Annotated in this window: 19 protein-coding genes; 4 read left to right on the top strand and 15 right to left on the bottom strand. The window is 60.5% G+C overall.

Features of this window, described 5'->3' with window-relative positions:
* Positions 1-127: 127 nt before the first annotated feature.
* The 6 genes from DWV43_RS07640 to DWV43_RS07615 all read right to left on the bottom strand — a co-directional run bounded on the left by DWV43_RS07640 (position 128) and on the right by DWV43_RS07615 (position 8,513).
* The gene (locus DWV43_RS07640; protein ID WP_117817776.1) at positions 128-1,333 is read right to left on the bottom strand and encodes a DUF362 domain-containing protein; all 1,206 of its coding nucleotides are present in this window, start codon (positions 1,331-1,333) and stop codon (positions 128-130) included.
* Between the two features lie 203 nt (positions 1,334-1,536).
* Complete coding sequence (locus DWV43_RS07635) at positions 1,537-4,203, bottom strand: ABC transporter permease (protein ID WP_117817774.1); 2,667 nt, start codon at positions 4,201-4,203, stop codon at positions 1,537-1,539.
* Positions 4,204-4,211: 8 nt separating this feature from the next.
* Positions 4,212-4,925, bottom strand: coding sequence for an ABC transporter ATP-binding protein (locus tag DWV43_RS07630; RefSeq protein ID WP_117817772.1), 714 nt, complete (start codon positions 4,923-4,925; stop codon positions 4,212-4,214).
* A gap of 256 nt (positions 4,926-5,181) precedes the next feature.
* Positions 5,182-6,387, bottom strand: coding sequence for an ABC transporter permease (locus DWV43_RS07625; protein ID WP_117655441.1), 1,206 nt, complete (start codon positions 6,385-6,387; stop codon positions 5,182-5,184).
* A complete protein-coding gene (locus tag DWV43_RS07620) occupies positions 6,374-7,561 on the bottom strand; it encodes an ABC transporter permease (RefSeq protein WP_117583675.1) in 1,188 nt (395 codons plus the stop codon). The genes DWV43_RS07625 and DWV43_RS07620 overlap by 14 nt, the downstream gene beginning before the upstream one ends.
* Before the next feature lie 10 nt (positions 7,562-7,571).
* Positions 7,572-8,513, bottom strand: coding sequence for an ABC transporter ATP-binding protein (locus DWV43_RS07615; RefSeq protein ID WP_117817782.1), 942 nt, complete (start codon positions 8,511-8,513; stop codon positions 7,572-7,574).
* A 200-nt stretch (positions 8,514-8,713) separates the two neighbouring features.
* On the opposite strand from DWV43_RS07615, the gene DWV43_RS07610 reads away from it, so the two are divergent.
* On the top strand, positions 8,714-9,859 hold the full coding sequence (locus DWV43_RS07610) for a sensor histidine kinase (RefSeq protein WP_147346274.1): 1,146 nt from the start codon (positions 8,714-8,716) through the stop codon (positions 9,857-9,859).
* Complete coding sequence (locus DWV43_RS07605) at positions 9,856-10,485, top strand: response regulator transcription factor (protein ID WP_117786209.1); 630 nt, start codon at positions 9,856-9,858, stop codon at positions 10,483-10,485. The genes DWV43_RS07610 and DWV43_RS07605 overlap by 4 nt, the downstream gene beginning before the upstream one ends.
* A 590-nt stretch (positions 10,486-11,075) precedes the next feature.
* Here DWV43_RS07605 and DWV43_RS07600 read toward each other — a convergent pair.
* The 8 genes from DWV43_RS07600 to DWV43_RS07565 all read right to left on the bottom strand — a co-directional run bounded on the left by DWV43_RS07600 (position 11,076) and on the right by DWV43_RS07565 (position 21,892).
* Positions 11,076-11,417 (bottom strand): 4Fe-4S dicluster domain-containing protein, encoded by a 342-nt coding sequence (locus tag DWV43_RS07600; RefSeq protein WP_117769766.1) that lies wholly within the window; start codon positions 11,415-11,417, stop codon positions 11,076-11,078.
* Positions 11,418-11,424: 7 nt separating this feature from the next.
* Positions 11,425-12,513, bottom strand: coding sequence for a nickel-dependent hydrogenase large subunit (locus DWV43_RS07595; protein WP_117769765.1), 1,089 nt, complete (start codon positions 12,511-12,513; stop codon positions 11,425-11,427).
* 5 nt (positions 12,514-12,518) lie between these two features.
* Complete coding sequence (locus DWV43_RS07590) at positions 12,519-13,235, bottom strand: NADH-quinone oxidoreductase subunit C (protein ID WP_117817766.1); 717 nt, start codon at positions 13,233-13,235, stop codon at positions 12,519-12,521.
* On the bottom strand, positions 13,235-13,828 hold the full coding sequence (locus DWV43_RS07585; RefSeq protein ID WP_117817764.1) for an NADH-quinone oxidoreductase subunit B family protein: 594 nt from the start codon (positions 13,826-13,828) through the stop codon (positions 13,235-13,237). The genes DWV43_RS07590 and DWV43_RS07585 overlap by 1 nt, the downstream gene beginning before the upstream one ends.
* 12 nt (positions 13,829-13,840) lie before the next feature.
* Positions 13,841-16,723 (bottom strand): proton-conducting transporter membrane subunit, encoded by a 2,883-nt coding sequence (locus DWV43_RS07580; protein WP_117817762.1) that lies wholly within the window; start codon positions 16,721-16,723, stop codon positions 13,841-13,843.
* Positions 16,724-17,010: 287 nt separating this feature from the next.
* Positions 17,011-17,406: a helix-turn-helix domain-containing protein gene (locus tag DWV43_RS07575; RefSeq protein ID WP_089573462.1), complete on the bottom strand. Its 396-nt coding sequence runs from the start codon at positions 17,404-17,406 to the stop codon at positions 17,011-17,013.
* Positions 17,407-17,855: 449 nt separating this feature from the next.
* A complete protein-coding gene (gene bilR / locus DWV43_RS07570) occupies positions 17,856-19,886 on the bottom strand; it encodes a bilirubin reductase, long form (protein WP_233539231.1) in 2,031 nt (676 codons plus the stop codon).
* Positions 19,887-20,449: 563 nt separating this feature from the next.
* Entirely contained in the window at positions 20,450-21,892 is a 1,443-nt protein-coding gene (locus tag DWV43_RS07565; RefSeq protein ID WP_117817758.1) for an ATP-binding protein, read from the bottom strand.
* Between the two features lie 664 nt (positions 21,893-22,556).
* Here DWV43_RS07565 and DWV43_RS07560 point away from each other — a divergent pair.
* A complete protein-coding gene (locus DWV43_RS07560) occupies positions 22,557-23,765 on the top strand; it encodes a site-specific integrase (protein ID WP_158569850.1) in 1,209 nt (402 codons plus the stop codon).
* A gap of 161 nt (positions 23,766-23,926) precedes the next feature.
* On the opposite strand, the gene DWV43_RS07555 is transcribed toward DWV43_RS07560, so the two are convergent.
* The gene (locus tag DWV43_RS07555; RefSeq protein ID WP_117817754.1) at positions 23,927-24,160 is read right to left on the bottom strand and encodes a helix-turn-helix domain-containing protein; all 234 of its coding nucleotides are present in this window, start codon (positions 24,158-24,160) and stop codon (positions 23,927-23,929) included.
* Positions 24,161-24,281: 121 nt separating this feature from the next.
* Between DWV43_RS07555 and DWV43_RS07550 the strand changes: the two genes are divergently transcribed.
* Complete coding sequence (locus DWV43_RS07550; protein ID WP_117817752.1) at positions 24,282-25,595, top strand: hypothetical protein; 1,314 nt, start codon at positions 24,282-24,284, stop codon at positions 25,593-25,595.
* Positions 25,596-25,700 lie beyond the last annotated feature (105 nt).

Genomic DNA, 25,700 nt, shown 5'->3' with positions numbered 1-25,700 from the left:
ATAGTACGGTTTACTGGTCTATCTGACCCCTAGCACTTCCGAAAATCCGCCCGCGAGCGCTGTGCTCGCGGGCGGATTTTGCTTGAATTAAGCCACGAATGCGCTTGATATGTCCAATAACTAGGTGCTATTTGACCTCGATGAGCTCGTACTTGCTCGTGCCCAGGCCGATCTTCTCGGCATGCGCGATGCACGCGCGCCAGTCGGTGTCGGGATGCGTGATGCAGAAGGGATCCTTGGCCTGCTCGCCCTCCAGATGCTCGTGATTATGCTCCATCTTGGCCGCGCTGTCGGTAAGCTCGGTGTTAGGCAGCGGCTCGGATGCCAGGACGGCATCGGCACAGGCCTGATCGATGGCGACCGGGTCGAAGCTCGCGAACATGCCGATATCGTTGACGATAGGCGTGTCGTTTTCGGGATGGCAGTCGCAGTTGGGGCTGATATCCATGGCAAGCGAGATGTGGAAGCTCGGGCGGCCGTCGACGACGGCTTTGGTGTACTCGGCGATCTTGTAGTTGAGTACGTCGGCCGCGGCATCATAGTCGGGCTTGATGCAGTCCTGGTTGCACGCCGCAATGCAGCGTCCGCAGCCCACGCAGCGATCGTGGTCGATGGCAGCCACGTGAACCGTGCGAGTGCTGCCGTTGGCAAGCTCGCGCTCACGCGTACCGTCAAACGTGATGGCGCTGTGCGCGCATATCTTCTCGCAGGCACGGCAGCCAACGCAGTTGGTGGTATCGACGCTCGGCTTGCCAGCGGCGTGCTGCTCCATCTTGCCGGCACGGCTACCGCCGCCCATACCCAGGTTCTTCATGGCACCGCCAAAGCCGGCCTGCTCATGGCCCTTAAAGTGGGTGAGGCTAATCACGATGTCGGCATCCATGAGTGCCTGGCCGATCTTTGCCTCGCGCACGTACTCGCCGCCCTCGACCGGGACGAGCGCCTCGTCGGTGCCCTTGAGGCCGTCGGCGATGATGATCTGGCAGCCCGTGGCGTACGGGGTAAAGCCGTTCTGGTAGGCGGTGTCGATGTGCTCGAGCGCATTTTTGCGGCTACCCACATAGAGCGTGTTGCAGTCGGTAAGGAAGGGCTTGCCGCCCAGCTCCTTCACGACGTCCGCGACGGCTCGGGCGTAGTTGGGGCGCAAAAAGCTCAGGTTGCCCAGCTCACCAAAGTGAATCTTGATGGCGACAAACTTGTTCTCAAAGTCGATCCGCTCGATACCAGCGCGGCGGATGAGGCGCTTGAGCTTGTCGAGCTGGCTCTCGCGAGCATGCGTGCGCAGGTTGGTGAAGTACACCTTTGCCGGTGCTGCGGGTGCGGTTGCGGTCATAGATCTATCCCCTCGGTCTATATGGCGTTACAGACATAGAGGATGGTACCCGTTGAAGTGGGGTTGAAGTCAAGCACGGCCACTCATTGGGGACAGACTTTAATGAGTGCCGTCAGGGACAGTCCCTGCCAGCCCGGCCGACGAGCCGGCAATCCGACAAAGACTGTCCCCGATGACTAGTCGTTTAAGAACGTCCCCAATTGCTACTCTTGCACCTTGAGGGCTTCGGCCAGGCCGACGCGCTTGATAGAGCGCGTGTGTAGCAGCGCCACGACCAGGTAGGTCGCAAAGCCAATGCCGACGCATGCAGCCATGGACCAAGCGGGCACGTAGATCTCGATATTGCCGTTGTAGGCGAGCAGCATCGAGCGGAAGATGGCCGTGAGCGAGCCAATAATGGCCGGCAGGCTCAGCACGAGCGACGCCGCCACGCACAGCGTGATCGAGCGGATGTACAGATGCGAGATCTCACTATCGCGATAGCCAAAGACTTTCATGTAGCTGATCGAACGGGCGCTGTGGTCGATCACCGCTTTGGTCAGCAGGTACATAAACAGCAGGAAGATAAACACCGCGAGCCCGATCATCATTCCGATCATTTTGCTCATCATGCCGATGAACTGGTCGCCCACGGCGCGCATGTCGTCGGGCGTGGTGTCGCCGGCAAAGTAACGAGCATCGAGATCGAGCTTCTCGTCGCTCACATAGCCGTTAAAGTAGGCGGCGTCGTTGTCGAACAGCTCGTTAAAGTCGTCGATACTCATATAGATATTCATGTCCGACTTGGAGCCCCAGGCACAGTCCTTGCCCGCGTACTCAAGGGAATAATGCTCGCCCTCGTACTTGTCGCTGAGCGTGACCTTCTGACCCTCGCTCCAGCCAAACTTATCGAGCAGACCGCCGCCAAAGACGACGCGCCCATCGCCGACGTCGAGGTCTTTCCAATAACGCGAATCGGATGAAATGCCGTAGACGGAAATCGTCTCCTCGCCATTACCATCGCCACGGTCGTATTGCAGCTGGTAAACGGCGTATTTCTCGGCCTGCGCGATTGCGCCCGCGCCGTTGTCGGTCGTATTGACCGGGTGGATATCGTCGTTGTCAGTGTCGATCTTAGAGGCCTTGTCGATCAGGTCGATAGCCTCATCGCGGTCGCAGCCGAGGGCATCGGCAAGATCGTCGAGGCGTGCGTAGAGCGCATCCTTCTTGTCCTTGACCTTAGCAAGCGCATCCTGCGCTGCAGTCAGGCTCTCGGCAGACGGAGATGCGGTCGCGGCATCGGCTGCCGTCTGCGCGGCATCGGCCGCGTCGTCAAGCTCGTCATCGGCATCCTGAGCGGCAGAAAGCAGCGCGCCGTCAACCGACTGCAAGCGCTCGAGTGCCGACCATTGCTCGCGCTCCTCGGCAGTGCCCTCGAGCTCTAGCGGAGCCTTGAGTGTGTACTGGTGCTCGGCGACCAGGCTCGTCTCCAGGTTGTCCGCATAGTGCGTCATCGTGGGCAGAATCGCCAGGCCAAAGAGCAGTAGCAGCGACGCAAACGCAATGCCCACGAAGAGCGTGGCGAAGTTGCCCAGGTTGCGCAGGAAAACGCGCAGACGGAAGCGGGAGACAAAGCCCATGCGTTCCGGCAGCTGCAGACCGCGCTTGGTACCCGACTTACCGCTCGCCTCGTGACGAAGGAACTGCAACGGCGTCTTGCCCATCTTGCGGAGCAGGCCCACCAGCGTAATGAGGATGAGCGCGGCGGCGGGAACCACGGCGCACTTCACGAAGATCTCCCAGCTCCAGTACACCTGGAAGGGAGGCAGGCTATACGAACCGTAATAGAGGCCGCGCATGGGCTCGGTAAAGAACGCAACGCCGAGCGCGGTACCCAAAAGCGCCGCGAGCACGCCCACGATGGCGGGAAGCGCGAGGTAGTGCAGCACAATCTCGCGGCGGCGATAGCCGCTGGCGAGCAGCGTGCCGATGATGGCGCTCTCCTCCTCGATGGTGGCGTCGGTGAGCACCACAAAGACAAATGCCATGATCACGATGATGATGTCGAGCAACGTCATCCACATCATGGAGTCGCCGTCCACGTCGTCGCGCGCATAGCCAATGCCCTGGTTGGAATCGGCATCGATCAGATCGTCCACGCGCGCATCGGCATCGGTCAGCGCCTCGACCATATCCTGCTCGGCATCAATGCGATCCGCGGTGGGGAGGTCGCGATCGGCAAAGGTGAAGGAGTAGGTGTAGGCAGGCGCGCCACCGGCATCCTCGAGCGCGGCAAAGCCGGCGTCGGTGACCTCGGCCACGCCGTACGTGATGGTGTTCACCGTAAAGTCCGAATTGTCGAGGAACAACGCCTGGCTATCGGGCTGGGTCATGATGCCGCAGATGGTGTAGGTGCGGCCCTCAAGCTCGACCTTATCGCCGATGGCGAGGTCGTTATTGGTGGCAAAGACGCGGTCGATGGCCACCTCGTCGTCCGCCTTGGGTTCCTTGCCCTCACAGTAGGACGCAATGTCCACCTTAGCGCGGTGCGCATAGGTGCGCAGGGTCCGCTTGGTGCCGTCGTCGCCGGCAGTCTTTTTGATGATGGCGTCGATAGAGAAGTTCTTGTAGAACGTAACGCCGCCGACGTCCTCAGCCGCGTCTTCGGCAGCCTTGAGCTGATCTTTGGTGGCCTCGAAGGAGGTAGTCACACGGCCGTCCTCGATCGTGTATGCATCGCGCATGTCGTCAATGAGGCAGCCGATGGAATGCGCCGCGAGCAAAAAGCCCGACGTGAGGGCGATGCTTCCGCACATAAGCAAAAAGATGCCCAGGTACTTGCCGATATTGCGGCGCAGCTCGCGCGGGAGACGTTTTGCGAGAGGTGTCATGGCGCCGCCTACCAATCGAGCTCGGCGGCCGCGACGGGTGACTCGTTGAGCTCATCCTCGACGATGCGCCCGTCGCGCAGGCGCAGCACGCGATTGGCCATGTGCGCGATGGCCGCATTGTGGGTGACAATGATGATGGTGCAGCCGTAGGTGCGGTTGACATCCTCCATGAGCCGCAAGATTTCCTTGGATGTCTTGTAGTCGAGCGCGCCCGTGGGCTCATCGCACAGCAGCAGGCCCGGATTTTTGACGAGCGCACGGCCGATGGCGCAGCGCTGCTGCTGGCCACCTGAGACCTGGCGCGGAAACTTGTTGCGGTGCTCGTAGAGGCCCAGCGAGCGCAGCAGATCGTCGACATTGAGCGGGTTTTTGGACAGGTGCGCCGTGACCTCGATGTTTTCCTTGATGGTAAGGTCGGGCACCAGGTTGTAGAACTGGAAGACAAAGCCCAGCTCGCGGCGTCGGTACTCGCCCAGATCGGCGGGCTTGAGCGCCGTGAGATCGCAGCCGTCCACCATGATGGAGCCGCCGTCGGCATCCTCCAGGCCGCCGATCAGGTTGAGAAAGGTCGACTTGCCCGAGCCCGAGGGCCCCAGCATGACGCAGATCTCGCCGCGGTTGATGGACGTGTCGATGCCGTCGAGCACCGTCAGGCGTGCATCACCGTCGCCATAGTGTTTCTTGAGTCCGTTGACCTGGACGTAGGCACGCTTTGTCGCCATGCTATCCCCCGTTGTTAGCCTTCTGCTACTTTTCTAAGGTAATAGTAAACCCAGGTGAACTATTTTTAAGCGACGTGCGCGAACTATTTTCCAACCTACTCATTGGGGACAGACTTAAATGAGTGAAATCGCTCATTTAAGTCTGTCCCCAATGAGTGCCGGCAGGAAAGGAGCGTCCCCAAGTGCCGACATATTGGGACAATCCCTGCCAGCCCTGCCGGCGAATCGGCAAAGACTGTCCCCAATGACTAGGTGGCTAGGCGTGGGATTTGTTGTGCGCGAGGGCTAGGCCTACGGCGGCGATGGCCGCGGCAAAGAGCACCGTGACGCCCAGATCGCAGGCGATGTCGCCCAGCACGGTGGACGTCAGGTCCGCGGCGAGCGCCTTGCCGATCGCGTCGTTCACCCAATACGTCGGCACAAAGTGCGCCACCGTCTGCACGGCCGAGCCCATGAGCGACAGCGGCATCCAGGCGCCGCCCAAAAACGTCATGAGCATGCCGAGCAGGTTGCCCACACCGTTGAGCAGCTCCTCGCGCGCGCCCAGGCTCGACAGCGTAAAGCCAACGGCCAGCGGCGTGCACGCCAGGGCAAACGTTGCCGCCAGCGCCAGGCACACGCGACCCACGCCGACCTCGGCAACCGCGCTGGCAAAGCCCACGACGCCCATCATGCTCGACACGAGCCAGATGCAGACGGTGAGCACGGCGGCGGCCGCGAACACAGCGAGCGAACGCTGGCGCTCAGAGACCGGACTGGCATCCATGCGGCGCACGCGCTCGGGCTCGTTCATGCCTGAAAACACCAGTCCCACCGACACGATGACCGACGAGATGATCGCGTACGCGCCAAAGTTGAAGTACGACTCGAGCGTGGTAGCAGCAGTCGAGTCGACCTTGACCTGCTCGATCTGGACCTCCGCGCGCTTTGCGGCCGCGTGCTCGGCGGCCCTTGCGACGTCACCGTTGGAGGCAGCGGGTTCAAGCGCCGCCGCAGCGCCCGCGAGCGAGATCCAGCGCGAGGCCTCGGCGGACGAAAGCGCCGCCGCCATGGTGCCGGCACCGTAGGTCACATCGAGCTTGGGCAGGGACTCCCCCGCGCGGGCGGCTGCAACAAGATCGTCCTCAAACCCCTCCGGGATAAAGAACACGCAGTCGGCGCTGCCTTTGGCGCTGTTGCTCTTGGAGAGCGCGTCAGCAAGGTCGTATGTGTCGTCGCCGACACCCGTGACCAGGTCAAAGCGTGAGCCCAGGTGCTTGGTAAGCGCCCGCGAAAGGTCGCTATCGTCGCGGTCGACCACGATCACGTTGGTGTCGTAGGGCTTGTACTCGGTAAGCTGCGACGAGTTCCAGCTCACCGAAGCCGCGATGAATACGCCCATGAGCGAGATGAACACCGTATAGATGAGCAGGTAGAACGGGTGCGCCAGCGCCATGCGAAGCGCGGTCTTAAAGGTGCTCATAGCGGCTCCTTCCAAAGATCAGCGTAGCGGCGGCGACAAACACCAGGGCCATCAGGACGAGCGCGCCGGCGCGAACAGCGAAGGGCCCCAGGTCCTCAAAGAAATACAGGCGATTGAACATGTCGCAGATGAGCTTGACGGGGTTGAGCCAGCACTCGACCGGACAAGCGCGGGCGACGTCGTCGGCAAGCGCCATCGCCGGCTCGCCGTAGAGGCCGGCGAACAGGGCGCACGTGGTGGCAAAGCCCGTGAGGATGCCCGACTTGGATGCCTTGCCGCCCTTAACGGGAAGCGTGCCCACAAAAAGCCCCAGGCCCGTGGCGGCAAGCGCGGATGCAGCCCCGCCCAGCAGGCACAACCCCTCGCGCCCGCCAAAGTCGACGCCCACGACCAGGCGCACGTAGCCGATCGCAACCGCCATCGATGCAAAGGAAACCAGCCACGAGCCGACAAAAATGCCGGCCAGCGACGCCGTCTTGGAAAGACCGCCCACGCAGCGGCGCGCGCCGAGACCGGACAGATTGGGCTGCAAATCGACGACGCTCAAGGCGGCAAACTCGGCAGACATCATCGCGACCAGGCCAAAAAGCGCGTAATAGTAGATGACCGTGCCATCGGGCGTGGCACGAGTCAGGCTCACGCGGCGGGTTCCGCCCTCGAGCGACAGGGCGCGCGCAACCGCCGCCGGATCGGCGAGCGCCGCCGGGTTGTCCTGGGCAATCTGGGACATGAGCTCGGCATTTTGCGTATACGAGCTTGCCACCGTTTCAAGGATGCTGCGGTCGGTAAGCACCGACGAGGCGCGCGAGCTGTCGTAACTCGATAGCAGCGTGAGCCTGGGCGTGCCCGCGGCATCAACCGTATAGATGCCCGCGACCTCGCCGGCCTTGAGCGCTTTGCGCGCGGCAGCCAAGTCTTCGTACTCGCTCACATCGAGCAGCTGGTCGTCGCCTGCCTTGGCAAGCGAAGCTGCCACATCCTTAAAGGTCGAGGCATCCCAGGCCTCGTCCGCCACGACGGCAACCGGCACCGGGTCGACCGTGCCGTCGGAGCTGAGGTTCGCAAACATAAACATGAACATCGTGGAAAGCGCAATAGGAAAGAGAGCGCCCCAGACCCACGTGCTCGGCCGGCGCAGCAGCGTCTTGACCGTGGTGATGATGGTGTTGAACATGGCCGCCCCCCTAGTCGCGCAGCTCGCGGCCGGTGATCTCGAGGAACACGTCGTTGAGGGTCGGCGGTTCGGAATAGATGCGGCCGAGTGGCACGTCATGCGAGCGCAGCGCATCGAGAATGTCCGTCAGGTTGTGCGGGCTCGCTTCGCACGAAAACGTGAGCTGTCCCGCCGTTGCCGAAAGGTCCAGAACGTGCGGCAGGCTTGCGACGGCACCGAGCGCCGCACTCGGAACCTCGCCGACCTCGATTACAATCTTCTCGCCCATCTGAATCATGCGCTTGAGCTCGTCGTTAGTGCCCTGCGCCAGCACGCGCCCACCGTCCATGATCATGATGCGGCTGCAGATCTGCTCGACTTCCTCCATGTAATGGCTGGTATACACCACCGTGGCGCCCTCGTCGCGCAGGCGGCAGATGCCCTCCAGGATGGCGTTGCGGCTTTGCGGGTCGACCGCCACCGTGGGTTCGTCAAAAAAGATGAGCTCGGGCTTGTGCGCGATGCCGCAGGCAATGTTGAGACGACGCGCCAGGCCGCCCGAGAGCTTGCCGGGGCGGAACTTGGTAAAGTCGCCCAGGCCGACAAAGTCGATCGCCTCGTCCACCAGCGCGCGGCGGCGCTTGCGGTCGTTGACGTAGAGACTGCAGAAATAGTCGATGTTCTCGCGCACGGTGAGCTCGTCGAACACCGCCACCTGCTGCTGCGGCACCACACCGATGCGGCGCTTGAGGTCGTAGCGGGCGGGCGTCATGCGCTCGCCGAACAGCTCGATGGTGCCCTTGTCGTAGGCGAGCAGCTGCAGGATGCAGTTGATGGACGTGGTCTTGCCCGAGCCGTTGGGGCCCAGCAGGCCAAAGATCTCGCCGGGGGCGATACTCAGGTTAAAGTGGTCGAGCGCAATAAGGTCGTCGTAGCGCTTAACGAGGTTTTCGACGTGGACGATGTCTGTCATGAGGCGGCCCTTCTGTTGCTTGCGGCCCGGTACGATTGCATCATCGCAGGAGCTGACGGCGCGCACCAGTGAGCTTTGTCACGAGTGCGGAGGTCTTGGTCGTGCGGCCTGCTGACGCGACCGCCCCGCCGCGTGGGAGGAATGTCACGCTTGCTCTGAGTGGCGCCTCCCCCGTGCGCGGCATCGCGTACAATACCCGTATGAACAGGCTATTCGACAAATCGATCGTGCTGGCGTGCTGCATCGCAGCCGCCACGGGCCTTGCTGTGGATGCTCGCCTGGTCGCGGCGTTTTGCCTTGGCGTTGTCATCGCCGCACTGGCCGAGGTCGCGCAGGGAGAACGCGCCCGTCGCGCCAGCGAGGCCGGCAGCTACGCCTACGTCATCGCGGCTGTCTTCGTGCCGCCGTTTGTGCCGTTCGCACCTCTCGCCCTCTATGACATCGCGCGACGCGTGCGCCGTGAACGCATCTGGCCCGCGCTGGCGATTGGCTCCGTGTTTGCCTGCGCACTTGCCACGGACCTTCGCTGCGGCGCGCTCACCACCCGAACGCTGTTGCTAACCGCCATCCTTTCGGTCGCCGCCACGTTGCTGTCACTGCGCACCGCGCAGCTGGAGCGCGAACAGGAACGCATGCGTCGCACCCGCGACAAGCTGCAAGAACGCGCCCTGGCACTCGAGGCACGCAACCGCGACCTCGCCGACCGCCAGGACTACGAAGTCGAGCTCGCGACGCTCGCCGAACGCGCCCGCATCGCGCGCGAGATCCACGATAACGTGGGCCACCAGCTCACGCGCGCTTCGCTTCAAACCGAAGCCCTGCGCGTGGTCCATGCCAACGAGCCCGGCGTTGCCGCCGATTTCGCCGACGTCAAATACACCGTTGACGAGGCGCTCCAGCTCGTGCGCGCCAGCGTCCACGCGCTCAACGACAACGCCGTCGACCTTTCCGTGCAGCTCGAACGCATTGTTGAAGGCGCGCGCTCGGACGGCGGTCCGCGGATTGAGCTTGAAGTTATGACCGAACATGCGCCCGCAAACGTCGCGAACTGCTTTGCGGCGGTCCTGCGCGAGGCGCTCTCCAACACCATGTGCCACGCTTGCGCCCATGCTGTCACTGTACGTTGCATGGAGCATCCGTCGTTTTACCAGCTCATCGTTACCGACGATGGCGCGGGCGGGGTTCAAGCAAGCGGCCACGGCGCCGCGGAGGGCATGGGGCTCGCCTCTATGCGCGAGCGCATCGAGGCGCTTGGCGGCACCTTCACCGCCGGCCCGCGTGCCGGCGCCGGCGGCTGGCGCGTGTTTGCCACCGTTCCCAAACAGCAAGGAGATGATGGCCGATGAGGCTCATCGTTGTCGACGACGACCGCCTAGTGGTCGATTCGCTCAAGATTATCCTGGGCGCCCAGCCGCAGATCGAGGTGGTGGGCACCGGTGCCAACGGCAACGACGCAGTGGCGCTCTACGCTGAGCACTCGCCCGACATCGCGCTGCTCGACATTCAGATGCCGGGACGAGACGGCCTATCGGCGGCGCGCGAGATCCTCGAGCGCGATCCTGCGGCGCTCGTGGTGTTCCTGACGACATTCTCGGATGACGAGTACATTGTGTCGGCGCTCAAACTGGGCGCCCGCGGCTACCTGATTAAAACCGATGTCGCCGCCATTCCTCCGGCGTTGGCGCAGGTCATGGATGGCAAACGCGTGCTCGAGGGCAAGGCGATCGAAGATGTTGACTTTGACGGGATGGGCGACAAGACGGGCACGCCCCGCCGGCCCGCAGCCTTTGCCAGCCTGACCGACCGCGAGTTCGAAGTCGCCGAGCTCATCGCCCGCGGCCTCGATAACAAGGAGATCGCTGCCACCGCCTATATGGGCGAAGGCACCGTGCGCAACCACATTAGCTCGATCCTAGCCAAAATGGGCCTGCGCAACCGCACGCAGATCGCCATCGCCTACCTGCGAGGGTAATTACCCAACAACCGACCACCCCGGCAAAGTAAAATGGCTGCCACCGATTTAATGCCATTTCAAAACTATGCCGGATTACTACGATGAATCGCCCGCCTTCGACCACGGCAAATTGCGCGCTTACAAAACCGCAGGTAGAACGCTTGCATTATTTAGAAAAATGCAGTCATGGTCGGGAATGTCGAATTCATCGTAGTAAACCGGCATAGTTTTGTTCGGGCGGCCCTGCACGAGTGCCTCCGCAAGCCTCGCGGGACCAAAATGATCCATTTTCCTCCACCCGCGGAAACCAGCTGACAGCGCCCGCCACGAAATCGGCCCATCTACTACGTTTGACTCAATATCCCCGACCATACCCGCTTTTCATGAAAAATCGCAGGCGTTCTACCTGCGGTTTTTATTTCGCATTACTTGCCATGGTTGAGGGTAGCGGCTTAAACGTAGTAGATGGGCCCATTTCATGGCAGACGGGTCATTTTCGGGCTGGACGGGTCGCGTGGCGGCCCGCACACGCGTTCACGCGCGGGGCCGGCGGGGCATTTTTGCCCCGCCGGCCCCTATTCCAGCGCTATACCAGCCCCATTCCAGCGCTACTCCGGCTTGGTTTCTACCGTGGGAGTCTTATCCGCCGCAACCGGAGTACGGGCGGTGTCCATAGTCAGGCAGTGCTTGGGGCAGCTTTCGATGCACTCGCCGCACACCACGCAGGCGTACGGGTCAATCAACCAGGTACCGCCCTTGCGATCGACCGCGAGCGCGCCCGCCGGGCAGCGACGCGCGCACATGCCGCAGCAGATGCACACATCCATGTCATTGACGATATGTCCGCGCAGGCGCTCTGGTGCCGTCAGCCCCTCCTGCGGATAGCACACCGTAACCGGCTGCTTGACCATAGAGCCCAAGGCCGTCTTGGCAAATGTCAGCAAACTCATGCCGCGCCTACCTTTCCGTGCAGCTAATGCAGGGGTCGATGGTCAGGATAATCATGGGCACGTTGGCAAGGAGCACGCCCTGCAGCGCATGTGTCAGACCCGCCAGGTTTTGCGACGTCGGCGTTCGCACGCGGAAACGGTCCAGGTTCTTGGTGCCGTTGCCGCGTACATAGTAGTACGCCTCGCCGCGCGGCTGTTCAATCACAACCTCGCCGCGCGCGCCGTCGGCCGGCGTAAGCTTGGTGCGCCCGCCGATGCCGTCGTGTGGAATCTTACCGGCAAGCTCCTTGATGATATCCATGGCCTGCGTGACCTCGGCGCAACGCACCTGGCAGCGGGCATAGCAGTCGCCGTCGGTCGCCACGATGGGCTCAAACGCGGCCAGATCCGCATAGGCGCCGTCGCCAAACATGCGCACGTCGTAATCCACGCCCGAGGCGCGCCCAAACGGACCGACCATCGAAAGCTCCAGCGCGTCTTTCTTGCTGATCACGCCCACGCCATGCAGACGCTCGCCACAGCTGTCGTCGTCCAAAAACGTATGCACCAGGGCCTCGTAGTCGGGGCGCATGGCGTCGAGCGTCTGGACAATGCCGGCCAGCTCGGAGTCCTCAATGTCGTGCTTAAGGCCGCCGATCTCGTTGATCGACAGAATCACGCGACCACCGCACGTGCTCTCAAAGATCTTGAGAATCTGCTCGCGCAGCGTCCACGAACGATAGAACAACGCCTCGAAGCCAAAGGCATCGGCGAGCAGGCCCAGCCACAGCAGGTGCGAGTGAATACGCGAAAGCTCATGCAGAATGGTGCGGATATACTGCACGCGGCCGGGCACCTCGATGTCGAGCATACGCTCGCAGGCGCTGGCATAGCCATAGCTGTGGCCCACGGCGCAGATGCCGCAGATGCGCTCGGCGATGTAGCCAAACTGGTGCATGTCGCGCTTTTCGGTGAGCTTCTCGAGTCCGCGGTGCACAAAGCCGATCTGCGGAATTGCCTCGATGACGCGGTCGTCCTCGATCACCAGGTCCAGATGAAGCGGCTCGGGCAGCACCGGGTGCTGCGGGCCAAACGGAATAACGGAGCGATGTGCCATGGACTTTACGCCTCCTTTTTCTGCTTGTCGCGGGCGGCCTTGGCGGCAAGCGCCGCGCGGACCTTGGCCGCTTTCTCGGGATCCATGGCGGCGAGCTTTGCCTCCATCTCGGCAGCCTTGAGCGCAGCCTTGGCGGCAGCTTCATCGTGCTGAGCATCGGAGCCGGCAGCCGCAGCGGGCTGAGCAGCGGCGCCCGCGGCATCGCCGGCGCTGGCAGCGCCCTCCCCTGCAGCAGCCGCAGCAGCGGCGGCCTTCTCGGCCGCGGCCTTGCGCGCCTTGGCCTCGGCAGCCGCGCGGACTTTCATGGCCTTCTCGCGCGCAGCCTTCACCTCGGGCGTGATAACGCTCATGGGCTCGGCAGTCGAGACCTGGTAGAAAAAGCCCTTAAAGTCGATCTGCATATCGGTGATGGCAAGACCGAATAGGTCGTGCACTTCGTTTTCAAACGGGAATATCGCCGGATAGTACGAGCTGATGGACGGAATCTCCTGGTACCGATCAATTCCCTCAACCACCAGGTTCTCGATCGGATAGCTGCCATCCTGCGCAATATGCTCCTGAGCAGAGCGAACGTTGATAAACGTATAGACCAAGCGATACGAGCCGTCGTCGACGTTGCGCTCGGCGTGCATTTGCACAAAGCGGGCACCGGCGCCCTTGAGCGTCTGGACATGCGACAGGAGCTCGTCGATCCCGACGGTGGTATAGATAGCCTTTTGCATTACTCGGCCTCCTTTGCAGCGACGGACGCGGCGAGCGTCCCAGCAGATGCGTCGCCAGCGGCGGGCACGTCGCCGGCCTCAGCCGCAGCCACAAACCCGTCCTCGCCCAGCTCAACGCCACCGTCCCAGGTTGCGGCGCCGCCCACGGTAAGCGGGTCGCCGCCGGCGCGCATCACGGCCTCCTTCTGGTCCAGGATGCCGCACGCCTCCACGATGGCATCGATCACGGTCTCGGGGCGAATGGCGCATCCGGGCGCGTACACGTCCACGGGAATCGCGCGGTCCACGCCGCCGATCACGTTGTAGGCATCGCGGAACACGCCGCCCGAGCACGCGCAGATGCCGCAGGCCACCACGCACTTGGGCTCGAGCATCTGGTTGTAAATCTGGCGCACGACGGGCAAGTTCTGAGCGTTGACCGAGCCCGTCACCAAAAAGATGTCCGCATGCTTGGGGTTGCCGGTATTGACCACGCCAAAGCGCTCCGCATCGAACAGCGGCGTGAGCGAGGCCAGCACCTCGATATCGCATCCGTTGCAGCTCGAGCCGTCGTAATGAATAACCCACGGCGAGCGCGACATTTTATGATCCATGGATGCCGCCTCCTAAATAAACACGTCGACGAGGATGGGCATAAGGTTGAGCAGGCCAAACACCAGCGCCACGCCCCAACCGAGCTTAAAGCAGCTGCGCCAGGTACTGCGGGCAAAGGTGTTATCGATCAGCACCTCGACAAAATACGTCGCGACCATCACGACCAGGGCTACGACCCAGCTCACCGGGTTGTCCCAGACAAAGAACATGCCCACCCACATCAAAAACAGCACGGTCTCGCACCAGTGCATAAGGGTCATCTTGGCCAGCGTGCCGCCGCTCATCTCGGTGGCGACGCCCTGGACAATCTCCTGATGCGCGTGATGTGAGTACGAAAGGTCAAACGGCGACTTGCGCAGCTTGATGGTAAGCACCGCGAGCAGTGCGAGGAAAATGGGCGCGCTGTACACGATGATGGGGGCCGACTGCCCCGTCACGGCGATGGAGTCGAAGCTGTCGGTGGCAAGGTACAGGCCCACACTCATCAGCAAAACGGCGGGCTCGTAACTCATAACCTGCAGCAGCTCGCGGTCGGCACCGACCTGGGCAAACGGGCTTTGCGTCGAAGCGGACGCCAGCACCACAAAGATCGCGGCGAGCGTAACCATAAAGGCGCACAGCAGCGTATTGGAGCCCGACACAAAGATGCCGCCGCCCACGACGGTAAAGATGAGCGCGCACGCCATGTAGGTATCGTCCATGGTGTTTACGCTGGCGGGGGCCTTGCGCAGCAGCTTGGCAACGTCGTAGAACGGTTGCAGCAGGCGCGGGCCCACACGGCCCTGCATGCGAGCCGAAAGCTTGCGGTCAACGCCGTCGATCAGGCCACCCACAAGCGGCGCCAGCAAAGCAAACGCCACGGTGCCAATAAAAATGCCCACGACGCCCGAGCCTTCGAAATACTTGCCGCGCAGCACCGAGGGCGCGCTCATGGCAAGCCGCTCGGGCCCAATCCACGCGCAACACAGCAGCGCAAACAAGATAATGCTGCAACACACGACGCTACCCGCGGGGCCAATACGCTTCTCGCCAAGGGCGTCCTCCGAGTACCAATTGCGCTTTTCGGCCTTCACCTCGTGTCCCATCGAGCCACGGAAATGGCGATATTTGTCGGTCCCCACACCCGAAAGGTACACGTTGACGTGCGGTTTGTTGCTCACGCGGAATGAAGTCAGCAGCACCACGGCGATAAACGCCACGATAACCACCATCAGATACATGGAGTCCTTGCCAATAACGTACGGCACGCGGCCAAACACCATGGCCAAGTAAGGCGACACCAGGCCGCTCGAGATGAGCGGGAACGCCACGCAGCAAAGAATCAGCAGCGCGGCGATGGTGTTGAGGGCCATCCATTCGGTCTTATGGACATTGACCTCAACGTTTTGAGCCGTGGGGTCGACGCCCGAAAGCTTGGCAAGCCACTTGCCCCAGAAGAAGAACGTCGCGGCCGAGCCAAAGGCAAGCACCATGATCATGAGCACGTTGCCGGTCTGCGCGAACGCCACCAGGGCGCCCCACTTGGACACGAGCATGCCAAACGGTGCCACGAACATGCCCATGATGCCCAGCATCATCAGACGCGTAAGGTGCGGCATGCGGCTGAACATACCGTCCATGTCCTCGATATTGCGGCTGCCGATATGATGCTCGGCCGTGCCCACGCACAGGAACAGCAGCGACTTGGCCACCGTGTGGAACAGGATCAGGAAGATGGCGGCCCATACGGCCTCGGGCGCGCCGACACCCAAGCAAGCACTGATGAGGCCCAAGTTGGAAATGGTGGAGTACGCGAGGACGCGTTTGGCGTTGCTCTGCGAGATGGCCATGAGGGCAGCGAGCAAAAACGTGATGGCACCCACGCTCGTGACCATAAAGCCGGTCACGGGATAGATGGCATAGAGCGGGCTGAGCTTGACCATCAGGAACACGCCGGCTTTGACCATGGTTGACGAGTGCAGCAGGGCACTCGTGGGCGTGGGGGCAACCATGGCACCCAATAGCCAAGTGTGGAACGGCATCTGTGCGGCCTTGGTGAGCGCGGCAAGCGACAGCAACAGGACCGGCATCACCAGCAGCGCGGATTGCGCGGTTCCGGCGCTGGAAAGCTCGATCATGCCCGAGATGGTCAGCGGCATGCCGTTAACGTGCAGGTACATGAGTCCGGCCAAAAACGCGATGCCGCCCAGCATGTTGAGGATGATCTGGGTGAAAGCGTTTTTTATGGCCTCGGGCGTGCGCGTGTAGCCAATCATGAGGAACGAGCACACGGTGGTGATTTCCCAGCCACAGAACAGCCACTCAAGGTTGTCGCTTGTCACGATGACGAACATGGCCGAGAGGAACAGGAACATAAGCGCCAGGAACTGCGGGCGTCGGTCGGGCGCCGCCTGCCCGCGCAGCGCTGCCTCGTGCTCGTCGTGGGCCTGGAAGTCCTTCATGTAGCCCAGGGCGTACACGCAGATAAGGCTGCCGACGATGCCGACGGCGAGGACCATGATCACGCTCATGTAGTCTAGGTAGAGCGGTGTCGCCGTGACGGCTTCGGTCGCGGGCAGCGTCATGGCAGCGAAGGCGAGCGAGCCCACCAGCTGGACTATGCCGAGCACCGTGGTGAGCACGTTCCTATATTTGTACGCGTTGTACAGGATGACAGCACACAGGATGACATCGATGGCGGAGCTGATGATCGAGAGCATATGCGAGGTGCCGGGGGCAACCTCAAAGCTCTGCGGACCCGCACCAAAAAACATGACGGCGACTACAACTGTCACCGCCATAATAATGCCGGAGCCTATGAGCCCCACCGCATCGCGGGCGCGGTCACCGCGCGCGAGCAGCATGCCCAGCGCCGGTACCAGCGGAAACAGGGTAAGGAAATACAGTAGCGTCATACCATCACTCCCCCATGCAAAAACGCTGCAATTGTTTAACGTTATAGCTCAGTTGAGGAGTAGCGGCGGCGGGTTTTCGGTCAACTGGGGAGTTTTAGGCGTACGGGGTAACGAGTCTGTCCGCTTTGGAGCAGAGAGGCGACGCTCCCCCTATCGCGGCGGCGGGCGCACGGGCCACTGCGCGCGGTTTATTAACCACTTTGGAGGATGTTCCAGTAGGCTCACGACGGTCCAAAAAGTTGGCGCGGCAAGAAAAATGCGCCCCTGTGGGCGCACCATCCCGTTCGCTATTCCGCCTTTTTAACGCGCGGCTTGCGACCGCGCGGCTTATCAACCAGCGCGGACTCACCGCTCTCGCGATACTGGCGGCACCAAGCCTTGACCGAAGACTCACTGGGAATCTTGTGCTTGATCATGGCCTCGCGAACCGTTAAGCCGTTTTCCAAGCGGTCCTTGACCACGGCGAGCTTAACTTCGTACGAATAGGTGTGATGATGCGAACCGGCGTTGAGAACGGCGTCGGCACCGCCTACGGCATACGCGCGGGCCCACTGACGAGCCGTGGCCTGGGGAATGCCAAGCTCCGCGGCGAGGGCGCGATGACCGACCCCCTCTTGGAGGATCTCGACGGCGCGCTGCCTAACCTCGGGCGCATGCGTGCGAGTCCTAGTTGCTTCCGACATACCTGCCACTTCTTAGCCTTAACCGTTAATCTGCTTTCTTACGTGCAAGTTAGATAGTAGCATTTTACTGTTTGCTCAAAGCAGTTAATTAAAATAGACGCGGCGTTATCTGGGCATTTGGCACCAATTTACGACATTTCTTTATCGATTATTTACGCTGGTAGCTGACTCGCAGCCAATCGTCATTCGCCTGTCAACAAAATTGACACCTCTTTATGTCCTTTGGCATAGAGGATATAGTTATTAACCCCTCCCCCAATAATTTTGAGTAATCGGCAAGGCAGTAGACGTCCTTACTCCTCATGATTACCGCGCATTGCCATCCACCGAAGCAAAACAAAAAGGGCGGGGCCTGCTGCGCTTGCAGGCCCCGCACCGGTTGACACCCGACGGGACACAGCCGGGCGAGGCGGATCCGTGCTACCGCCCCGCCTGGCCGCGATGTTCAACTACAGCTCGTTGGCCGCGTGATACGCCGTGCGAATGGCGCTCGCAATGTCGGCGGTGCGCTCGCCCGAGCAGTCGCCCACGCAGGTCACGGGCACCGTCACGCCATCCAGGTCAAACGCGTTGGCCTTGGAGCCCACGGCCATCACCACGTAATCGCAGGCGATCTTCACCGGCTCCTCGGCGCCGTCCTCGGTGGTGCGAATGGCCTCCACGCCCTCGTCGGTAATGGCGGTCAGGCGGGTCTTCACGTGCTGCTCCACGTTGTGCTCGGCAAAATCGCTCATGATCAGTGGCAGAATGGTCTCGGACTCGCCCGCGGCAATCTTGTCGAGCATCTCCACGATCGCCACCTCGCAGCCGTGCTGCAGCAGGTACTCGGCAGTCTCGGTGCCCACCAGGCCACCGCCAATGACGGCGACGCGGCCCGTAAGCTCCACCTTGCCGGCCAGCACGTCCCAACTCGAGACGACCTTGTCCGAATCGGCACCGGATACGGGAATGACCACGTCGTGCGCGCCTACGGCCACAATCGCGGCGTCGGCGGCGTTGAGGTCCGCGGGGCTAGCGGCATGGTTGAGCTCAACCTTCACGCCCAGGCCGGGCAGAATCTTCTCGTAGTACTCGACCGAGCGCATGATCTCGTCCTTGCGCGGGGGCGCGGCCGCCAGCACAATCTGACCGCCCAGATGATCGCTCGCCTCGTAGACGGTCACGTCGTAGCCGCGCTTGGCCGCCACGCGCGCGGCCTCCAGGCCGGCAATACCGCCGCCCACCACGGCAATCTTCTTGTCGCCCTCGCCCGGCTTAATAGCGATGGTCGCCTCGTCGCCGTTCTCGGCATTGAGCACGCACGAGATGTACTGGCGGTTTTGAATCGCATCGACGCAACCCTTGTTGCAGTTGAGGCACTCGCGGATGGGCTCACCCGTGGCGGCCTTGAGCGCAATGTCGGGGTCGCACATGAGCGAGCGGCCGTACGCGACGATGTCGGCCGAACCGTCCTCCAGGATCTTCTCGCCGGCCTCGACCGAGACAACGCGGCCGACGGTTGCCACCGGCACAGAGACCAGGGCCTTGACGCGCTCGGCCACGGGCAGCGTCCAGTTGTAGGGCATGGCGCCCATGGGCGGAATGGTGTCGCCCATGTTACCGGTGTGGTTGGCCTGCGCGACCTGGATCATGTCGATGCCCGCGCCCTCGAGCAGCTTGGCAAACTCGCAGGCCTCGTCGGGCTGCAGACCGCCCTTGCCGCGCGGCGTGCCGTCGGGGTTCTCCATGATCACGGGGAGCTTGTACTCCACCATCAGCTGCGGCGCGGCCTCCTTAATGGCGGCGACGACCTCGAGCGCATAGCGAACGCGGTTCTCGAACGAGCCACCGTACTCGTCGGTACGCTTGTTGAGGATGGCAGAGCACAGCGAACCCACCAGGCGGTCGCCGTGGACCTCGATGGCATCGATCCCAGCCTGCTGTGCGCGGGCGGCCGAGGCGGCGATGGCCTCCTTGATCTGGGTGAGCTGCTCCACGGTGGCCTCGTTCACAAAGTGCTGCATGTCGTGGTGCAGCTTGGCGTAGGCCTGCTTGCGGATCTCGTTGGACTCGGCCATTTTGGCGGCAAAGGTCTCCTCGTCGCCGGCGGCCTTGGCCTCCTGCGCAGCTTTCGCAGCGGCCATGGAGCCCATGACCATGCGGCCGACGCCGGGCACGTCATACTCGGGGTGGAACAGCTGCAGCGCGACCTTGGCGCCGTGCTTGTGAACAGCGTCGGCCAGCGCCTTAAACGTGGGGATCTGGGTGTCGGTCGCCAACTTGGGCGTGGGGCTTGCGGTCATAACGGGAGCAACGTCGCCGATGACGATGTAGCTCACGCCGCCACGGGCCAGGCGCTCGTAAAAAGCCAGGCTGCGCTCGCCGATGGAACCGTCGCGCTCCTCGTAGCCGGTGGTCAGCGGCGGGAACATAATGCGGTTTTTGAGCTCAAGGGGGCCAACCGTAATGGGCTGGAGCAGCTTGGATGCAGGTGCGGTCATGGACATTCCTCTCTTGTAGGCGCGGCGGCGATGATGCCGCGTAGTTGTCTAGAGGATATGGCATGGGAGCACAGTGGCGCAACGGAAATCGGCAGACAGCAGGTAGCGGCAGGTGGATGGGGCGGGGCGGCCCGTCGGTTTGTCTCAATCCGTAACAGTTAGGCCCACTTTTGGCCTCCACCTGTTACAGATCGAGACAAACCAACCCGGCCCGCTAGAACATCTAAATCTGTAACAGCTACTCGGCAAAATCCATCCCTCGTGTTACAGAATTAGATAAACGGGGGCCGGCTGCCGAAAAATCTCGTTCTGTAACATCTATCGGCCAAAAACGGCCCCACGTGTTACAGATCAAGACATTCCCCTCGGCCCATCCTCAACAATCTCAATCCGTAACATCTAGGCCCGCTTTTGACCCCTACCCGTTACAGATTGAGATTTTGTTTGAGATTTGCCGAGGGACTATATCCACGCGTCATCGAAGCCACTGCGACAGAAGTGCGACATTACTGCGACAGAAGTGCGACATTACTGCGACAGAGGTGCGAAATAGATCGACCACCTTACCTTATCGTGTAGAACTGTTTTGGGTCGTTATGGGATGAGCCGTGCCATTCGAGCAGCCCGTCTTCCTCAATTAACTTACCAAGCACCCGGCTTGCTGTGCGGCGATTTCTCCCGATGTGCGCTGCAAGCTCCCTTGCTGTCACCCTTCCGTTCGCAAAGGCCAACCTGACGGCGGCGAGCTCATACTCCCCCAATGAGGCGATCACCTCCGGTGATACCTTGTCCTCGAGAGCCTCGCTTCTCCTTACGGTTCTGGCAACGATATTGTTCTCAAGCGTTAGCTGAACCCTTGCCCCATCAGGTTCCGTGTAGACCGGATCATTGAGCAGAGAGTTTTGCATCTCGGTATAAATGCGCTTGACGCCCTCGTTTAGCTCCCGAACCCAACCAAATTCAACCAGCGTGCGCGCGATGCGTGGGTTGCGCGAGTAACGAGTGGTCCTCATGTTGTCGAGCGTCACGATATTGGGAAGCGCGCCTGGACTGATGATTTCCAAACGGTCGTCGAACATCGAGACCCGGATGTAGTCGCCGCGGAACGAGTAGTCGCGATGTGTCACCGCGTTGACCAAGCCCTCGAACCAGGCGAACTCAGGATACTCAGGCACGGTCTGGAATTTCCCGTCGGGCCCCAGGAACTGAAATTCGCGGAGCATGCTCGAGATGAGTTCGTAGGCGTCTTGGATCACCTTAGGCAGCGGCCCACAGAAGCTTCGTTCTTTCGTGATGTTGAGACGCTCGCCCGTCTCCATTTTGACGCCGTCGTAGCGCAGGACACGGACTCGCGCCTGTGGCATCATCGCGGACGGATCCAGCGCGAATAGCAGGGCTCCAGCAACGGTCAGCTTTCCGTCACGCATAAAACGACGACTTCTAAGGACCTGCTCGTCGGAAACTTCGGTTCCAAGAATCCCTTTGTAGCGATCAAGCACTTCATGGTCCACGTCATCTAGGGAGGAATCCTCAACAAGCTCGTCCTCGAAGATTCTCTGCCCCTTATCGTACTCGAGGGCAAATACCTGTTCGCGGCTGAGCCTCACGCTCTTGTCGTCCTGCCGCAAGAAAACCTCGCCGTCGCTCACGCGAGCAACAGAGTGGTTGGTCGAGGCATCGATGTCCAAAACGAGAACGAAGTCCTCCTCGCCCGAAGAATTGACCACGGGGATTCGGTCTTTGCGGACAATAGGGGTTGGCGTGCAAGTCGTGAGCGCAGCGCGCTCGAATTTCTCAATGTCGCGCGCGCCGTTACGCTTGAAGCCCGTTACCTCACCATTATCCTCGATACCGATAACGAGCTTGCCTCCCGCCGAGTTGGCGAATGCACTAATATGCTTCGCAATCTCCTTGTCATCCTTGCGGGCGCTCTTTCGATCGAAGTACTGATTCTCCCTGAGAGTGGAAAATAGAATCACATCGTTTGTCGCAATGGGTTGCTGCATTGCCGCCTCCTTACATGGCTCCATAAAGAAGTGTAAGTCAAAGGCATCGTATAGACGGCCCCTACATAGCGGCCCCTTTATTGTTTTTAAGACGTCACTGTTTCTAGTTAAGGATCGTTAAGGGTCGTCGCAGCTCCTTCCAATTGGAGTCTATCAATCGACAAGTCAATCCATCCGGCCCGTGATTATCGATAGCCCGTCCGCCTCACATAATAAAAAGAGTCAAGATTCACTCATAAAGGAGAGCAACAACAAAATCTCAATCTGTAACAACAACTCGGCAAAATCCGTCCCTCGTGTTACAGATTTAGACAAACGGGACCCAACCCACCGGTATATCTCGATCTGTAACACCTGGCCGCCCAAATCGGGTCTAGATGTTACAGATCGAGATTTTGTTTGAGATGTTGGGAATTGGGCTGAGAGAACAGTCCCGGAATAACAAAAAAGCTCGCCGGCTAGGCCGACGAGCTGCAAGTTCTTGGTCGCGGGGGCAGGATTTGAACCTACGACCTCCGGGTATTGTAGTGCTATAATTTTATACGGTAATTTTCTAATACTTTCTGCTGGTAGATATATATTTTTTATCCCGCTGTTGCTAACCTAATCCCTAAGTCTCCCTATGATAGTGGGGACAATAGTAGGGACACAGAACGGAGCAAATATGCCGAGAGAAAGGCTCCAACCCGGTCAAGACACCATCGACAGTGCACACATCAAGGAGGACCCGCGCGGCGGATACCGCATGAAATGGAGCATCAGGCTCCCTGACGGCATCACGCTCCGCCGGGACACCAGAGGCAGCGTGACAAAAGGCGAACTTCGCGCAAAAGCCCATCGGCAGGCCGAAGAGTTAAAAGCCACATGCGGGCTGAAAAGCAATTGGAGCGGTTCTGACCTTTTCGGAGGATACATAAAATCCGAGGTGTTGCCGAGCATAGAGGAAAACGCTCGCCTCCGCCCATCGACCAGAGAACGCTATGCCCTCTGCCTCTCTATCGCAACGGAAGCCCTTGGGGGCTACCCGATTGCGGACGCCCTACGCGCCGGTACCTTTGGTAAGGCCCTCTGCCTGATTGCCGAAAAGCACGGAACAGCAACGGCACGACAGGTGCGGAAGGTCGTCAACAAATGGGTCATACAACCCCTAATTATGTGCGGTGCGCTCAACTCGAATCCAATTGCAGGGATAAGCTTCGACCTACCTGAAAACAAGGCGAGCAACAAGCCGCAAGGAGGGCAGGGACTTTCGGAGAACGAATGGGGAAAGGCGCTCGATTGGCTCTTGTCAGACGGCTGGAAGAGCGCCATGCCGAAAGATGGCTCCATACGCGGAAAATATTCCCGTCAGCAGCTTGTAAATGCGCAAAGGGCAATCGTGGAGTTAACAGCGCTGCAAGCCGTCACGGGACTGCGCATCGGTGAGGCGCGAACCCTCACTTGGGACAAGGTGAGTAAGAGCTGTGACTCGGTTGAAGTTACCAACGAGGCCAGCAAGACCCACCGAGGCCGAATTGTCCCCGTTCTCGACTCGCGCGTCATCTCGTTGCTCGAAAATCGCCGAGCCGAAAGTAGCGGAGTCGGGTTGGTTTTCCCCGCTCCCGCAACCGATAATCCGTGGCGCGAATGGGACAAGTCCAACTGCTCGAAGGCCGTTCGCACCCTTTATCGTCAGATTGCAAGCGACTGTGACATAGAACTTTTGCAGACGGCCCGTTCCCATGTTTGGCGAGCAACCCTCCACACCATTGCCCGTGACAGAGGCGTCCCGATTGAGATAAGAGCGGCGCTCTTTGGTCACGACCCGGAGACGGCCCGGCGTTACTACACCGACACACGAGATGTCAGCGGAGTAATTGACCTATTCTCGTAGCACCCGAACATGCGATTACCCTCCCCCTCGCAGCTTCACCCATCGGGCCCCAAGGACACGATTTCTGGCCGACACCGTTTTCGGCCGTCGGGTCAGAACAATGATGAGACCGATAGGGAGGGCAGGGCCAACAACCGATAGGGCCACTTCAACTTGATGGCTCAGCGCTCCGCAAACAGATTTGAGTCGAAAAAGCCCCTCAACGAAACGCCGAGGCCCCTCGCTATGCGATCGATATTCTCGATAGACACGTTTCGCTTGCCCGTCTCGACTTCGGCAAAATAGGTACGAGACATCTCGATGGAGTATGCGAATGCCTCTTGACTCATGCCGAGCTCGCCCCTCAGCTCCTTAATACGAAGCCCCACGCGCATCCTTGGGTCAAGCTCAGTCATCGGCACCTCCTATCCGCCGGTGTCAATGATTCAGGCCAACCCTATATAAGTCACACCTATATAAGTGACAATTTGAAATACAATGCAGATAATGGGGTATTGCAATCAGAAAGGAACCATGATGGATACGGAGATTCCGAAGAAGACGGGCGATATGGTCTCCGGGAATGCAGAGGAAAAGGAGGAGGAGAGCGCTAAGAAGCCGCTCATGCTCTTCGGGCGCGAGTTCTCCCGCAAACAGGTCTGCGCGGCTGGTGCGGGAATCCTCTGTGCGGCGCTTCTCATCGGCGGCGGGGCTTACGCCATCTCACATGCCAGTTGGACGGGAGATTCCAATGCCCCTGCGGTGTCCCAGTCAAAGGACGATGAGAAGCAGGACATGGTACTTACCCTTGAGGTAAAGGCTGACGGCTGGGATGCGGACACATCCACGCCCGTCATCGCGCATATCGAGGGAGCGGACGGCGAGGTGGACTTCTACACCGCTATCGACGCGAATAAACAGGTGACTGTGAAGGTTGGCAAGTCCGGCACCTATACCGTCACATTCATCTCACCGGTGAACGCCGACGGTTCCATCTATAAGGTGTCATCGAAGAAGGTTACCGCCGGGAAGGCCGACAAGAAGACGGCCAGCACGGGTGTGACTTTCAACAAGGTGGATGCGGATAAGGTGACGAAGGATGACCTGACCGCCATTGCCAAGGACGTTGCGGAAGCCGTGAAGAAGGGCGATTCCACCCTGACCGGAGACAAGGGCGCTGAGGTCGTGAAGAAGTTCGAGGACAACATCAAGAAGAACCCGAACGCCGATACAGATGCCGTCGAGAAGGAGACCGGGAAGGCCGAGGAGACCGCCAAGGAGGACAAGTCCGATGCGAAGACACCGGAGACCTCTAACGGCAAGAGGGATGATGGAAAGGCCACAGGCGGCTCCGATAATTCTGGAAATAAGAGCAATTCATCCTCCAAGAAAGACGAGGGAAAATCCGATAGCAAGCCGAATGGCGGCAACAGCAGCAACTCTGGCTCGAACACCAATTCAGGCAGCTCATCGAAAAAGGATGACACCCCGGCGCATCAGCACAACTGGGTAGCCCAGACAAAGACCGTCCATCACGACGCTCAGTACAAGACCGTCCACCATGACGCACAATACAAGACCGTCCACCACGACGCAGTTGTAAAGTATGTCAGCATTTGCAATAACTGCGGTGCGGATATTACCGGGAACGAAGCTGCTCATTTTGAGAACTCGCTGCTTAACGGTGGCAACTGCGGTTCTTGCCACGAAGAGTCTCGCACCGTGCAGGCTGCTTACGACGAGCAGGTAAAGGTGGCCGATGCATATGATGAACAGGTGCAGGTGAGCGCAGCATGGGACGAGACCGTGACCACCGGGTACAAGTGCTCTTCCTGCGGTGCCACGAAATAACTTGAAAGAGCAAGGCAATCGTCTATTTCAGGCAAGGAAAACCCCGACCAAATGTGAACTGCGCCCCAATTCTTGGACGGGCTAATAAGCGGCCTACGCCGCACA

Origin of the sequence: Collinsella sp. AF05-9 (assembly GCF_003465595.1) — a bacterium.
GTDB lineage: Bacteria > Actinomycetota > Coriobacteriia > Coriobacteriales > Coriobacteriaceae > Collinsella.
This window is presented reverse-complemented; position numbering and strand designations above follow the sequence as displayed.